11 protein-coding genes are annotated in these 13,680 nt (G+C 71.0%); 8 read left to right on the forward strand and 3 right to left on the reverse strand.

What is annotated here, in order from left to right; translation table 11 throughout:
• Positions 1-44: 44 nt before the first annotated feature.
• Positions 45-1,262, forward strand: coding sequence for a sensor histidine kinase (locus NOO62_RS27850; protein WP_268775815.1), 1,218 nt, complete (start codon positions 45-47; stop codon positions 1,260-1,262).
• Entirely contained in the window at positions 1,252-1,887 is a 636-nt protein-coding gene (locus NOO62_RS27855; RefSeq protein WP_321170614.1) for a response regulator transcription factor, read from the forward strand. Before NOO62_RS27850 ends, NOO62_RS27855 begins: the two co-directional genes overlap by 11 nt.
• A gap of 33 nt (positions 1,888-1,920) precedes the next feature.
• Here NOO62_RS27855 and NOO62_RS27860 read toward each other — a convergent pair whose 3' ends face one another.
• The 3 genes from NOO62_RS27860 to glgX all read right to left on the reverse strand — a co-directional run bounded on the left by NOO62_RS27860 (position 1,921) and on the right by glgX (position 6,823).
• A complete protein-coding gene (locus tag NOO62_RS27860; protein ID WP_268773569.1) occupies positions 1,921-3,321 on the reverse strand; it encodes a carbohydrate-binding protein in 1,401 nt (466 codons plus the stop codon).
• 134 nt (positions 3,322-3,455) lie between these two features.
• Positions 3,456-4,409, reverse strand: coding sequence for a LysR family transcriptional regulator (locus tag NOO62_RS27865; protein ID WP_268773570.1), 954 nt, complete (start codon positions 4,407-4,409; stop codon positions 3,456-3,458).
• A gap of 119 nt (positions 4,410-4,528) precedes the next feature.
• Positions 4,529-6,823: a glycogen debranching protein GlgX gene (gene glgX / locus NOO62_RS27870; RefSeq protein ID WP_268773571.1), complete on the reverse strand. Its 2,295-nt coding sequence runs from the start codon at positions 6,821-6,823 to the stop codon at positions 4,529-4,531.
• Positions 6,824-6,977: 154 nt separating this feature from the next.
• Here glgX and NOO62_RS27875 point away from each other — a divergent pair, with 154 nt between their 5' ends.
• The 6 genes from NOO62_RS27875 to NOO62_RS27900 all read left to right on the forward strand — a co-directional run bounded on the left by NOO62_RS27875 (position 6,978) and on the right by NOO62_RS27900 (position 13,621).
• On the forward strand, positions 6,978-8,180 hold the full coding sequence (locus NOO62_RS27875; protein ID WP_268773572.1) for a L,D-transpeptidase: 1,203 nt from the start codon (positions 6,978-6,980) through the stop codon (positions 8,178-8,180).
• 208 nt (positions 8,181-8,388) lie between these two features.
• Positions 8,389-9,627: a L,D-transpeptidase gene (locus NOO62_RS27880; RefSeq protein WP_268773573.1), complete on the forward strand. Its 1,239-nt coding sequence runs from the start codon at positions 8,389-8,391 to the stop codon at positions 9,625-9,627.
• Between the two features lie 83 nt (positions 9,628-9,710).
• Entirely contained in the window at positions 9,711-10,478 is a 768-nt protein-coding gene (locus tag NOO62_RS27885) for an enoyl-CoA hydratase/isomerase family protein (RefSeq protein WP_268773574.1), read from the forward strand.
• Positions 10,479-10,751: 273 nt separating this feature from the next.
• The gene (locus NOO62_RS27890) at positions 10,752-11,255 is read left to right on the forward strand and encodes an ATP-binding protein (RefSeq protein WP_150186326.1); all 504 of its coding nucleotides are present in this window, start codon (positions 10,752-10,754) and stop codon (positions 11,253-11,255) included.
• A 381-nt stretch (positions 11,256-11,636) separates the two neighbouring features.
• A complete protein-coding gene (locus NOO62_RS27895; RefSeq protein ID WP_268773575.1) occupies positions 11,637-12,425 on the forward strand; it encodes a polysaccharide deacetylase family protein in 789 nt (262 codons plus the stop codon).
• Positions 12,425-13,621 carry a YncE family protein gene (locus NOO62_RS27900; protein ID WP_268773576.1) on the forward strand — a complete coding sequence of 399 codons (1,197 nt, stop codon included), beginning with the start codon at positions 12,425-12,427 and terminating at the stop codon, positions 13,619-13,621. Before NOO62_RS27895 ends, NOO62_RS27900 begins: the two co-directional genes overlap by 1 nt.
• Positions 13,622-13,680 lie beyond the last annotated feature (59 nt).

The following is a 13,680-nucleotide window of genomic DNA, read 5'->3' on the forward strand; positions in this document are numbered from 1 at the left end:
CGAGTACGGCGGACGTCGCGGAACTGATCGAACAGCGCTGGGGGATGTTCCACCGCTGGGGGCCCTACACGCTGTTGGGCTTCGGCCTCCTGATGGCCATCGCCACCAGCACCGTCGTCGGCATGGACCGCGGTGACTGGTACGCGGCCGGGTCCCTGGTCGCGGCGGGCGCGGCGCTCCAGGTGTGGTGGGACACGATGGTCCGCCCCCGCCCCGGCCCCACGCCCGCGTCCATCCTCCACTACGCCCTGCGCTGGGCCGTCGCCTCCGTCCTCACCTGGCTCAACCCGTTCTTCGCGTTCTACGCCGTCCTCGGCTACTTCGGCACCGAACGGCTGCTGCCCCCGCGCCTGGTCAGGGTCGGCCTCTTCGCCACCGCCGTCACCATGTCCGGCTCCCAGTCCGGTGGGCTGCCCCCGGAGAACGAGCTCGGCTGGATCGTCTTCGGCGGACTGCTCGCGGTGAACGTCGCCCTGCTCATCGTCTTCGCCCACCTCGCCGATCAGGAGGACCGGCGCGCCCGCGACGCCGCCGCCACCATCATCGAGCTGGAACGCACCAACACCGCGCTCCAGCAGGCCATGGACGAGAACGCCGCACTCAACACCCAGCTCCTCGTGCAGGCGCGGGAGGCGGGCGTCGCCGACGAGCGGCGCAGGCTCGCAGCCGAGATCCACGACACCATCGCCCAGGGACTCACCGGCATCATCGCCCAGCTCCAGGTCGTCTCCGGCGCCCACGACGAGAAGCTGGCCCGCGAACACCTGGACCGCGCCGCCGCCCTCGCCCGGCACAGCCTCGGCGAGGCCCGCCGCTCCGTCCACAACCTGTCACCCGCGCCCCTGGAACACGACCGGCTCCCCGAAGCGCTCGACAAGACGGTCGCCCAGTGGGCGGAACGCACCGGCGTGCGCGCCCACTTCACCGTCACCGGCACCGCCGAACCCCTGCACGACGAGATCGAGGCCACCCTCCTGCGCATCGTCCAGGAAGCCCTCTCCAACGCCGCACGGCACGCGGCAGCGGCCCGCCTCGGCGTCACCCTGTCCTTCATGGACGACGAGGTCACCCTGGACGTACGCGACGACGGCCGAGGCTTCGACCCCCGCGCCCCCGTGGAGCGCACCGGCACCGGCGGATTCGGCCTCGACGGCATGCGGGCCCGCGCCGAACGCATCGCCGGATCACTCACCGTGGAGTCGGAGGCGGGCGGCGGTACCGCGGTCTCCGCTCGCGTACCGTTGGTCCGCCATGAGCACTGAAGTGATCACTCTCATCGTCGTGGACGACCACCCCGTCGTCCGCGACGGCCTGCGCGGAATGTTCCGGTCGGCCCCCGGGTTCCAGGTACTCGGTGAGGCGTCGAACGGCGTGGAGGCGGTCGCCCTGACCGCCGAACTCGACCCCGACGTCGTCCTCATGGACCTGCGCATGCCGGGCGGCGGCGGTGTCGACGCGATCACCGAGCTCACCCGCCGTGGCGCCCGCGCCCGCGTCCTGGTCCTCACCACGTACGACACCGACTCCGACACGCTCCCCGCGATCGAGGCGGGCGCGACCGGCTATCTACTCAAGGACGCCCCGCGCGACGAGCTGTTCACCGCGGTCCGCGCCGCCGCCGAAGGGCGCACCGTCCTCTCGCCCGCCGTCGCGTCCCGCCTCGTCTCACGCGTGCGTGCCCCCGGCAACGAGCCGCTGAGCACCCGTGAGAGGGAGGTGCTCGCGCTCGTCGCCAGGGGCACGTCGAACCGTGAGATCGCCGCGGAACTCTTCATCAGCGAGGCCACGGTCAAGACGCATCTCACCCACATCTACGGCAAGCTCGGCGTCAAGGACCGTGCCGCGGCCGTCGCGACGGCGTACAACCGCGGCATCCTCGGAGCCTGACCGACGGGCGTCCGACCGACAGACCCGCGGAGGTTACGCCCGCTGCCAGAGCGCCGGCGTGTTCGGCGGCTCCCAGCCCGGCTGCGCCTGGTGGCCCTGGAGGCAGCGGTACGTGGAGCCGCCGTAGGTCACCGTGTCGCCCGCGGCGTACACCTTGCCCGCCGCCCAGGTGCCGCCCGGCTCCGGCTCACCCGGGTCCGGGTCACCGCCGCCGCCGGTGGTCTTCAGCGTCAGGGCGAACCGCTGGAGGAGCGGGTTGATCGGCTGGTGGTACGTCGTACCGCCGCTGGAGCAGTTGCCCGAACCGCCCGAGGTCACGCCCTGCGCCTGGCTTCCCGATATGTAGGAGCCGCCCGAGTCGCCGGGCTCCGCGCAGACCGTCGTCCGCGTCACGCCGCTGATGGTGCCCTCGGGGTAGGTGACGCTGGTGTTGTGCTGCGAGATGGTGCCGCAGTGCCACCCCGTAGTGGAGCCCGACCGGCAGATCGACGCACCCACCGGGGACTGTGTCGAGCCCCCGACGCCGACCCGCTGGCCGCCCTGGCCCTTCACGTACGGGGTGGCGGTCCACTGCGTGTTCGTGGCGACCCACGCCATGTCGTTCCCGGGGAACACGGACGCCTGGAACGTGCCCTGGGCCACCTGGTTGTAGCCGGTGGTCGCGGTGCCCGCGCGCCCGCAGTGACCGGCCGTGGCGAAGCCCTGCTGGCTGCCCTTGGTGATCGGGAAGCCGATGGAGCAGCGGCCGCCCATGTAGTACGCCTCACCGCCCACCAGGTCGTACAGCGGCCGCGGCCGCTCCGAGGTCCTCTCCACGCGTACGAGGGAGGAGTCCACGCCCGCCGCCGCGACGAGGGACTTCGCGGCGGACGTCTTCACGGCCCGCACCACGACCGCGTTGGAGCGCACGTCGACGTACCAGACCGGCGCGTCACGCGTCGCCGTCCTCTTCGCCGCGCGGTCGAGGCGGGCCTTCGCCGCGTCCAGCCGCGCGACGGAGTGGTCGACGACCGCGGCCCGCGCGCCCCGCGCCTCGATCGCGGGGACGTCGGCGGCGTCGGTGGTCGCCACGGTGAGCCGCGCGGAGGTGGCGCCGTGCACCCAGGCGCCCGCGAAGTCACGGCCGAGCGCGTTGTGCAGGGCTCCCGCGACGGCGCCGGCCTCGGCCTCGTTGACCAGACGGGCCTCGGCCTGCGCCGACGTGAGGCCGAGGTCGCGCTGCATGGCCTTCAAGACTCCGGGAGAGGTCTTGCCGACGGCGGCGCTCTCGGCGGGGGAGAGCCGGGAGGAGGAGGGGGAGGAGGGGGAAGTGGGGGAAGTGGGGGAGGAGGGGGAAGCGGACGCGGCGCCGGGGAGACCGGCGAAGACCAGCGCACCGGCAGCGGTGACCGCGGCACACGCGGCGGCGAGACGTCTGGGATGGGTGGGGAGCATGCGAGGTCTCCTCGTTGTACAAGGACGAGCGGGGATCGCCCACAAGGTAGAACTCTCAACAGCCCCCGGACAGCTGTCATTCGCCCCCGTACGCCGACGTTATGGACCGCGGGGGAAAGCGGCGTGCCGCCGCGTCACGTGGACGGCGGCGAGGGCGCCGAGAGCCACGCCGTATAGCTGTCGCTGCGCGCCGCCGCCTCCGCGTGCGCCGCGCGGGCCTGCGCGAAGACCGCCGCCGCCGTGTCGTGGGCGGGAGCGGCCGGATGCCAGCCGAGCAGATGCCGCCAGTACAGCGGCGCCCCCGTGAGCGGCCTGGTCACCAGCCCCGGCGTCGGCGGGAACGTCGCCCGGCACAGGCCCACCGCCCGCCCCACCTGCACCAGATGCACGCACGACGCGACGTCCGTCTCGTACACGCGCGACGGCGTGAACCCCGCACGCGCGCACGCCGCGGAGAAACAGTCCGCGAAACAGCCGTCGCCCGGCACGTCCGTCCACGCCTCGTCCGCGAGCAGCGCCAGGTCGATCTCCTGGACGTCGGCCAGCGGATGGGAGGTGGGCAGCATGACGAAGACCGGGTCGCGGGCCACCTCGCGCCACACGAGGAGCTCGCTCTCCGGGGGTGCGCTCGCCCCGCACGTGCCGACCAGCGCGAAGTCGAGGCGGCCCTCCGCCGTACGGGACGCGAGCTCCCGCTCCGACCACGACGTGTGCGTCGACACCGGCACCCCCGGGTAGGCCGCCGCGAGCCGGTCCACCAGAGCCCCGAGCAGCGGCCCATGGATGCCGCCGAGCCGGAACCCCGCCCCGCCCTCCCACGTCCGCACGAACCGCTGCGCCTCCTCCCGCAGCCCGGTCACCGCGGGCAGCACCACCCGGGCGCGCGCGAGCACGAACTCGCCGAGCGCCGTGGCCCGCACCCCGTACTGCCCCCGCTCGAAGAGCGGGCCGCCCAGGGCGCGCTCGATCCTCTTCAACTGCGCGCTCAGGGCGGGCTGGGCGAGCCCGAGCGCGGTGGCGGCCTTGGTCAGGCTGCCCGCGTCGGCGATCGCCCTGATCGTCTTGAGGTGCCGCAACTCCAGGTCCATAAGGCGAGCTTGGGGTCACCCAAGAGCAGGGGCAAGACTCAGGTCCGGACCAAGCGCGCGCATATTCAGGGACCCGCGACGGCACCGGCGGCGTCAGGTGGTCACCGGCACCGGCGGCGTCAGGGAGTCACCCGCAGCAGCAGCACCGACCTCCCCGGCACCGTCACCGACTCACCCGCCCGGTGCACCGTGCCGGGCGGGGCGGCCTGGTCCTCCAGGGACGTGTCCACCACCACCTCGTACGCCTCGGCCCACGGCGTCCCCGGCAGCACGAACGCCGTCGGCTCCCCGTCCGCGTGCAGCACCGCCAGGAAACTCTCGTCGACGACCGGCGCGCCCCGCGCGTCCCGGCCCGGTATGTCGCGCCCCGACAGATACATGCCGAGCGTCGCCCGGGGCGCGTACCAGTCCGCCTCCGTCATCTCCCCGCCGTCCGCCGTGAACCACGCCAGGTCCCGCAGCCCGTCCGCGGAGTGCGCGCGCCCGGAGAAGAACGCCCGCCTGCGCAGCACCGGATGGCGGTGCCGCAGCTCGATGAGGCGCGACGTCAGCGCGAACAGCTCACGCCAGCCGGAATCCTCCCTGAGCCCCCAGTCGACCCAGCTGATCTCGTTGTCCTGGCAGTACGCGTTGTTCGAGCCGCCCTGCGTGCGGCCCATCTCGTCGCCCGCGACCAGCATCGGCACCCCGGTGGACAGCAGCAGCGTCGTCATCAGGTTGCGCAGCTGGCGCCTGCGCAGCGCCGTGACGTCCGCGTCGTCGGTCTCGCCCTCGGCACCGCAGTTCCACGCCCGGTTGTCGTCGGAGCCGTCCCGGTTGCCCTCGCCGTTGGCCTCGTTGTGCTTGCGCTCGTAACTCACCAGGTCCCGCAGCGTGAAGCCGTCGTGCGCCGTCACGAAGTTCACCGACGCGTACGGCCTGCGCCCGCCCCACGCGTACAGATCGCTCGACCCCGAAAGCCGGTACCCCAGGTCCCGTACGTCCGGCAGCGCGCCCCGCCAGAAGTCCCGCACCGCACCCCGGTAGCGGTCGTTCCACTCCGTCCACAGCGGCGGGAAAGCCCCCACCTGATAGCCGCCGGACCCCACGTCCCACGGCTCGGCGATCAGCTTCACGCGCCGCAGCACCGGGTCCTGCGCGATCACCGCGAGGAACGGCGACAGCATGTCGACGTCGTGGAAGGAGCGCGCCAGCGCCGCCGCCAGATCGAACCGGAACCCGTCCACCCCCATCTCCGACACCCAGTACCGCAACGAGTCCGTGATCAGGCGCAGCACGTGCGGCTGGACGACCTGCAGCGTGTTCCCGCAGCCCGTGTAGTCCGCGTACCGCCGCGCGTCGTTCGGCTGCAACCGGTAGTAGCCGCGGTTGTCGATGCCCTTCAGGGACAGCATCGGGCCGAGCTCCCCGGCCTCCGCGGTGTGGTTGTACACCACGTCGAGGATCACCTCGATCCCGGCCTCGTGCAGCGCCCGCACCATCCGCCGGAACTCGCCGACCTGCTCCCCGCGCGTCCCGGACGCCGCGTAGGCCGCGTGGGGCGCGAAGTAGCCGATCGAGTTGTAGCCCCAGTAGTTGCGCAGGCCCCGCCGCAGCAGATGGTCCTCGTGCGCGAACTGGTGCACCGGAAGCAGCTCGACCGCCGTCACCCCGAGCCGTACGAGATGGTCGAGCGCGGCCGGGTGCGCCAACCCCGCGTACGTACCGCGCAGTTCCTCCGGGACCCCCGGATGCAGCTTCGTGAAGCCGCGCACGTGCAGTTCGTAGATGACCGAGTCCGCCCACGGCGTCTTCGGCCTGCGGTCGTCGGTCCACTCGTCGTCCGGCGCGTCGTCGTGCACCACCACGCCCTTCGGGACGTACGGCGCCGAGTCACGGTCGTCGCGGACCGTATCCGCCACGTGCTGCTGCGGCCAGTCCCGCACATGCCCGTACACCTCGGCGGGCAGCGATCCGTAGTCGAGCCCCGGGCCGCCGTCCACCGCCCGCGCGTACGGATCGAGGAGCAGCTTCGCCGGGTTCCAGCGGGCGCCCGTCCACGGGTCCCAGCGGCCGTGCACGCGGTAGCCGTACCGCTGCCCCGGCCGCACGCCCGGCACGAAACCGTGCCAGATCTCGTGCGTCAGCTCGGTCAGCGGACAGCGCGTCTCCACCTGCCCGTCGTCGAACAGACAGAGCTCCACCGCCTCCGCCCCGCCCGCCCACAGCGCGAAGTTGGTGCCCGCCACCCCGTCGGGCCCGACCCGGAAGCGCGCCCCGAGCGGCGTCGGCGCTCCCGGCCACACGGGCCGCGTCGGCGCCGCGCGGGGCGCCGCCCTTCGGTTCCCGTTCACCGTCGGGGCGGGCCGCTCCGTCGTGCCGCGCCCCATCGCCCGCGCCTGCTGCACTGCCTCTTGCTCGGGTGCGCTCGCCACCTGTCGGCCTCCTGCGGCTCCGTCGGTCGACGCGCGAAGAAGGGCGTGCGGCGTCCCGGCCGCGGCTCCCCATACGTCGTCCCTCCCATGGTTCTGCCCACCGCACGCGTCGCACTCACGTTTCCCCGGCAGGGGGACGGTCGTTGGGACCCACGTGAGACAGGATGCGAGGCGCGCACGGCGCGCAGGGGCCGCGCTGGCCGCGGTACTGACATGGGCGGGGCTGCTGGCGGGCTGCTCCTCCGACGGGGTCGAGGGACTGATGGGGAAGCCCCGCTCGCCGGCGGACGCGATCCGGGTGTCACCCGACGACGACAGCAAGGGGGTCAAGGCGGACGAACGCCTGGCGGTGGAGGTGCCCGACGGCCGCCTGGAGTCGGTGAAGGTCGTCCGGACGCAGGACGCGCAGGAGTTCGACGTACCGGGCCGCATCGACGAGGACGGCACGACGTGGCGCCCCCTCGACCGGGGGCCGCTGGCGCTCGCCGCCACGTACAAGGTGGACGCCGTCGCCATGGACGGCCACGGCCGCCGCTCCGCCCGGCACACCACCTTCCGCACGTACGTCCCCGACGAGCGCTTCATCGGATACGTGGCACCGGAGAACCGCGCCACCGTCGGCACCGGTATGATCGTCTCCCTGGAGTTCAACCGGGAGATCGAGAACCGCGAGGCCGTCCAGCGCGCCGTCCACGTCACCGCGTACCCGGACGTCGACATCCGCCCGCACTGGTTCGGCAAGAGCCGCGTGGACTTCCGCCCGGAGAAGTACTGGAAGCCCGGCACGAAGGTCACCGTCGGCCTGCGCCTGCGCGACGTCCAGGCCGCCCCCGGCGTCTACGGCCTCCAGGACAAGAGCTTCACCTTCACCGTCGGCCGCGACCAGCAGTCCCTGGTCGACGCCGCCGAGCACACCATGGAGGTACGCAGGGACGGCGAGCTGCTCTCCACCGTGCCGATCACCGCGGGCGCCCCCAAGACCACCACGTACAACGGGAAGATGGTGGTGTCGGAGATGCTCGAGGTGACCCGCATGAACAGCCGCACCGTCGGCTTCGGCGGCGAGTACGACATCCCCGACGTCCCGCACGCCATCCGCCTCACGACCTCCGGCACCTTCCTGCACGGCAACTACTGGTCGCCCGACGCTCCTGGCAACACCAATGTCAGCCACGGCTGTGTGGGCCTGCGCGATGTGAAGGGCGGCAGCTCACGGACGCCCGCGGGCTGGTTCTTCGACCGGAGTCTCATCGGGGACGTCGTCGAAGTGATCAACAGCAATGACAAGAAAGTCGCTCCTGACAACGGCCTCGGCGGCTGGAACATGGAATGGAAGGACTGGGTGAAGAACGCCTGATCCTCCGGGTGATCGCCAGGTGACCGGCTCGGAACCACCAGGTGATCTTGGTCTGCCCGCACCCCTGGGGCAGTTGGAACTGAACGGTGACATTGGCGGGGACTGTTCGCCGGGAACCGTGTGGTTATCTAACGCTTGCGCGTGTCCGAAACGCGCAGGTGCAATGGGGTGCGGGCCTGGATCAGGCCGTGCGAGGGGAGACGAGATCGTGAACGGGCGACCGATATCGGGGACGTCGGTTGGCGCGCGCAGGCGCGCGCGACGGCGGGGCGCAAGAACTCTGACGGCTGCGGTGTCCGGGGCGACGCTGCTGTTCGTCGCGGCGTGCGGCGGGGGTTCGGACTCGGGCGACGGTGACGGCAAGGGCGAGGCGGACAAGAACGCCCCCTCGGCGGCGGTCGTCACGATAGCCCCCAAGGACGGCGCGGACGCGGTGGCCACCAGCGGCGCCCTGAAGATAGCCGCCGCCAAGGGCAAGCTGTCCGAGGTCAAGGTGCAGGACACGAAGGGCAATCCGGTCCCCGGCAAGATCACGTCGGGCGGGACCAGCTGGACACCGGCCCACCATCTCGCGGCCGCCACGAAGTACAAGGTCCACGCCGTCGCCAAGGACTCCGAGGGCCGTGCGTCCGCCAAGGACACCGCCTTCACGACACTGACCCCGAAGAACACCTTCATCGGTCAGTTCAATCCGGAGGACGGCTCGAAGGTCGGCGTCGGAATGCCGTTCTCGGTCAACTTCACGCGCGGCATCACCGACCCGGACGCGGTCGAGAAGGCCATCCAGATCAAGACCGAGCCGTCCGTGCCGGTCGAGGGCCACTGGTTCGGCAACGACCGCCTCGACTTCCGCCCGGAGAAGTACTGGAAGGCCGGCACGAAGGTCACCGTCAAGCTCAACCTCGACGGCGTCGAGGGCCGCCCGGGTGTCTACGGCAAGCAGAACAAGACGCTGAACTTCACCATCGGCCGCAGCCAGGTCTCCACCGTCGACGCCAAGACGCACCACATGAAGGTCGTCCGCGACGGCAAGCAGATCAAGAAGATCCCGATCACGGCGGGCGCCCCCGGCACCACCACGTACAACGGCGAGATGGTCATCAGCGAGAAGCTGCAGGTGACCCGGATGAACGGCGAGACCGTCGGGTTCGGCGGCGAGTACGACATCAAGGACGTCCCGCACGCGATGCGCCTGTCCACCTCCGGCACGTTCCTCCACGGCAACTACTGGTCGGGCGGCGCCTTCGGCAACACCAACGCCAGCCACGGCTGCATAGGCCTGAGCGACGTGCGCGGCGGTTACAGCAAGAAGACGCCCGCCGGATGGTTCTTCGACAACTCGCTCATCGGCGACGTCGTCGTGGTGAAGAACTCCGCGGACAAGAAGATCCAGCCGGACAACGGCCTCAACGGCTGGAACATGTCGTGGGAGGAGTGGAAGGCGTAATCGCGTCCACTTCCCTGCCGGGCCCGGCGCACTGTGACCAAGTGCACCGGGCCCGGTCCGTTAGTCCCCGTTAACCTGCTGCCATGACTGCAACCCTCGAAGTCGCCGAAGGCGTCGGCACGATCCGGCTCGACCGTCCCCCGATGAACGCCCTGGACATCGCCACCCAGGACCGCCTCAAGGAGCTCGCCGAAGAGGCGGCGCGCCGCGACGACGTGCGCGCCGTGGTGATCTACGGCGGCGAGAAGGTGTTCGCGGCCGGCGCGGACATCAAGGAGATGCAGGCCATGGACCACGCGGCCATGGTCGTACGCTCCGGGGCGCTGCAGGAGTCCTTCACCGCCGTCGCCCGCATCCCCAAGCCCGTCGTCGCCGCCGTCACCGGCTACGCGCTGGGCGGCGGCTGCGAGCTCGCCCTCTGCGCCGACTTCCGCATCGCCGCGGACAACGCCAAGCTGGGCCAGCCCGAGATCCTGCTCGGCGTCATCCCCGGCGCGGGCGGCACCCAGCGCCTGGCCCGGCTCGTCGGCCCGTCCAAGGCCAAGGACCTCATCTTCACCGGCCGCCACGTGAAGGCGGACGAGGCGCTCACGATGGGTCTGGTGGACCGCGTCGTGCCCGCCGCCGAGGTGTACGAGCAGGCGCACGCGTGGGCCGCGCGGCTCGCGCGGGGACCGGCCATCGCGCTGCGCGCCGCCAAGGAGTCGATCGACGCGGGTCTGGAGACGGACATCGACACGGGCCTGGCCATCGAACGCACGTGGTTCGCAGGCCTGTTCGCGACCGAGGACCGCGAGCGGGGCATGCGGAGCTTCGTCGAGGAGGGTCCGGGCAAGGCCAAGTTCGTCTGAACTGAACGGTGTATGCGCCAAGTTGGATGGGCGTCAGTAGCGGGGTCCCCCGATGGGGCGGATTATGGACGACTGAACAGAGCCTTGAGTCAGGTTGACGAAACGCTGTAAGTGATCATGCGTAAGCGGGAAGTCATCGCAGGTCACGCCTGCCGCAGAGGCTCTTTACTGCCACTGGCATATGTCAAACCGGCCCCCCGGAATGGATGGTTCCGGGGGGCTTATTCCGCCGGAACGGCCACGAAGGGCGCTCTGGGCGGCCATGATGGGGTCATGGCGGGGCTGGAGGGTGACGAACGGCCGCGGCGGCACGGCAGTGCGACCGCGGCGCGCTGGTCGCCGGCGGTTGAGGACGAACACGCGCTGAAAGCGCTCGAGTTGTTCGGTAATCCCACGGACGCGGAGGTCCCGCTGCCGTCGCGCCCGGAGTCCGCCGCCATCGCGCGCCGCCTCGCCCAGGTCGTGGTCCTGCGCCACTGGGGACTCTCCCCGAAACTCACCGAGGACGTCGTCCTCCTCGTCTCGGAACTCGTCGGGAACGCCGTGCGGCACACCGGCGCCCGCGTCTTCGGCCTGCGCATGCAGCGGCGGCGCGGCTGGATCCGGGTGGAGGTCCGCGATCCGTCGCGCGGGCTGCCCTGTCTGCTGCCGGTCCACGAGATGGACCTGAGCGGCCGCGGCCTGTTCCTCGTCGACAAGCTCTCCGACCGGTGGGGCGTGGACCTGCTGCCGCGCGGCAAGACGACGTGGTTCGAGATGCGGGCCGCCGACCGCTGATACGCGAAAGCCCCCGGCTGCCGTGGTCGGCGCGAGGGGGCCTTCGTGAAGCGGCGTGAATATTGGGGTGTGATCCACGGCCGCCGAGACGACCTGAGCCCGGGTCAATGGGGGTCGTGTCTCCGACTATGGCAGACGGCCGCCACTGATCCAAAAGTCCAAAGGTGCTTATATACGGGCAAACCATCACAGTTTAGAGGTGAATCCTTGGTGAGATGGGACACCTGCCTGGTAAACGCTGGTTAAGCGGAGGCCGTGACAGGCGATAAGCAGGGGACGGCGGCCCGCCCCGGGGCCCGGGACTCCGACCCGTAACACTCCCGCAACGCTGCGAAGCGGGCAATCGGCATCTTTCCCATATTTTTCCCATTAAATGGTCCGGTGATCGAGACCGACCGCCGCAGAGCCCTGCGCGCGGGCGTCGGCCTGGTCGCCGCGGGCGCGCTCACCACCGGGTGCGCCGCGACCGGCCCCGCCACCCCCGCACGCGACCGCACGCCCGCGCCCACGACCCCCCGCCCGGCCGGACCCGCCGCGGCCGCCGCCCCCGCCCCCCGCCGCCTCCCCGGCCTCCCCGCCCAGATCAGCCACGGCCCCCGCACCCGCCCCCGGGTCGCCCTCACCTTCCACGGCCAGGGCGACCCGGCCATCGCGAAAGCGCTGCTCGCCCAGGCGGAGAAGGCCGACGCGAGAATCACCGTGCTCGCCGTCGGCAGCTGGCTCGACGCACACCCCGACCTGGCGCGCCGCATCCTCGACGGCGGCCACGACCTGGGCAACCACACCCACCACCACCTCGACATCAACGCGATGTCCGAGGCCGACGCCTACGCCGAGATCACCGGCTGCGCGGACCGCCTGCGCCGCCTCACCGGCTCCATCGGCACCTGGTTCCGCCCCTCGCGCGCCCGGACGGCGACCCCCCTCGTCGAACGGCTCGCCCACCGCGCGGGCTACCCGCACGTCCTCTCGTACGACGTCGACTCCCTCGACTTCACGTCACCGGGCGCCCCCGCCGTGACCCGCGCCGTCGCGGGCGAGATCCGCGAGGGATCCGTCGTGAGCCTGCACTTCGGGTACGCGGACACGGTCGTCGCCCTGCCCGCCGTCCTGGAAGAACTGGAACGCCGCGGCCTGCGCGCGGTCACGACCACGGAGCTGCTGACCTGATGCACCTGAAACCGAACGAGACGCTCAGCGCCACCAAGCGCACCGCGGCCGTGCTCGCCGCCGGTGCCGTCCTCGCCGCCCTCGCGGGCTGCGGCGCCGGCAAGGGCGACGCCGAAGCGCTCGGCACCGAAGGCGTCCGCAAGCCCGCCGAGCCGAAGGCGGCACCCGGGCTGCCCGGCATGCCGCCCGTGCTCGACCCCAAGGACGCGTACGCCGCCGACCGCCCCAACGCACTCCAGCCGGTGGCGAAGAAGTTCCTGCAGCGCGTCTACGTCCCCAACACCGAGTCCAACACGGTGTCGGTCATCGACCCCAAGAAGTTCGAGGTCATCGAGACCATCAAGGTCGGCAACCAGCCGCAGCACGTCGTGCCCTCCTGGGACATGAAGACGCTCTGGGTCAACAACGACCTCGGCGACAGCCTCACCGCCATCAACCCGGTCACCGGCAAGACGGGCCGAACGGTCGAGGTCTCCGACCCGTACAACCTCTACTTCACGCCGAACGGCAAGCACGCCATCGTGATGGCCTCCATGGACCGCGAACTCGTCTTCCGCGACCCGAAGACCATGAACCGCGACAAGACCGTCCCCGTCACCTGCGCCGGAGTCAACCACGCCGACTTCTCCATGGACGGCCGCTACTTCATCGTGTCCTGCGAGTTCTCCGGCGAACTCCTCAAGGTCGACACGGAGAAGATGGAGGTCGTCGGCCAGCAGAAGATCCCCTTCAAGGGCGCCATGCCGCAGGACGTGAAGATGTCGCCCGACGGCAAGACGTTCTACATCGCCGACATGATGGCGCACGGCATGTGGGTCCTGGACGGCGACAAGTTCACGAAGCCGAAGCTGATGCGGACGGGCAAGGGCTGCCACGGGCTGTACGTCAGCCGCGACTCCAAGGAGATGTACATCTCCAACCGGGGCGAGGGAACCATCTCGGTCTTCGACTTCCCGAGGAACGAACTCACCAAGAAGTGGAAGCTCCCGGACGGCGGCAGCCCCGACATGGGAGGCGTCTCTGCGGACGGCAACACCCTCTGGCTGTCCGGGCGTTACGACTCCGAGGTGTACGCCATCGACACCAGAACCGGAGTGCAGCTGGCCCGCATCCCGGTCGGCGAAGGGCCGCACGGCCTCGCGGTGTACCCGCAGCCGGGCCGCTACTCGCTCGGCCACACCGGGATCTTCCGTTGAACAGTTGATGGTTGACGGTTGACGGTAGTCGACAGCGGGCACCAAACGGGCAGTTCAGG

Source organism: Streptomyces sp. Je 1-369, assembly GCF_026810505.1.
Lineage (GTDB): Bacteria > Actinomycetota > Actinomycetes > Streptomycetales > Streptomycetaceae > Streptomyces.

Coding starts and splice junctions, on each gene's coding strand:
- NOO62_RS27850 (WP_268775815.1), top strand. CDS start 45: ATGTTCCACCGCTGGGGGCCCTACACGCTGTTGGGCTTCGGCCTCCTG.
- NOO62_RS27855 (WP_321170614.1), top strand. CDS start 1,252: ATGAGCACTGAAGTGATCACTCTCATCGTCGTGGACGACCACCCCGTC.
- NOO62_RS27860 (WP_268773569.1), bottom strand. CDS start 3,321: ATGCTCCCCACCCATCCCAGACGTCTCGCCGCCGCGTGTGCCGCGGTC.
- NOO62_RS27865 (WP_268773570.1), bottom strand. CDS start 4,409: ATGGACCTGGAGTTGCGGCACCTCAAGACGATCAGGGCGATCGCCGAC.
- NOO62_RS27885 (WP_268773574.1), top strand. CDS start 9,711: ATGACTGCAACCCTCGAAGTCGCCGAAGGCGTCGGCACGATCCGGCTC.
- NOO62_RS27890 (WP_150186326.1), top strand. CDS start 10,752: ATGGCGGGGCTGGAGGGTGACGAACGGCCGCGGCGGCACGGCAGTGCG.
- NOO62_RS27900 (WP_268773576.1), top strand. CDS start 12,425: ATGCACCTGAAACCGAACGAGACGCTCAGCGCCACCAAGCGCACCGCG.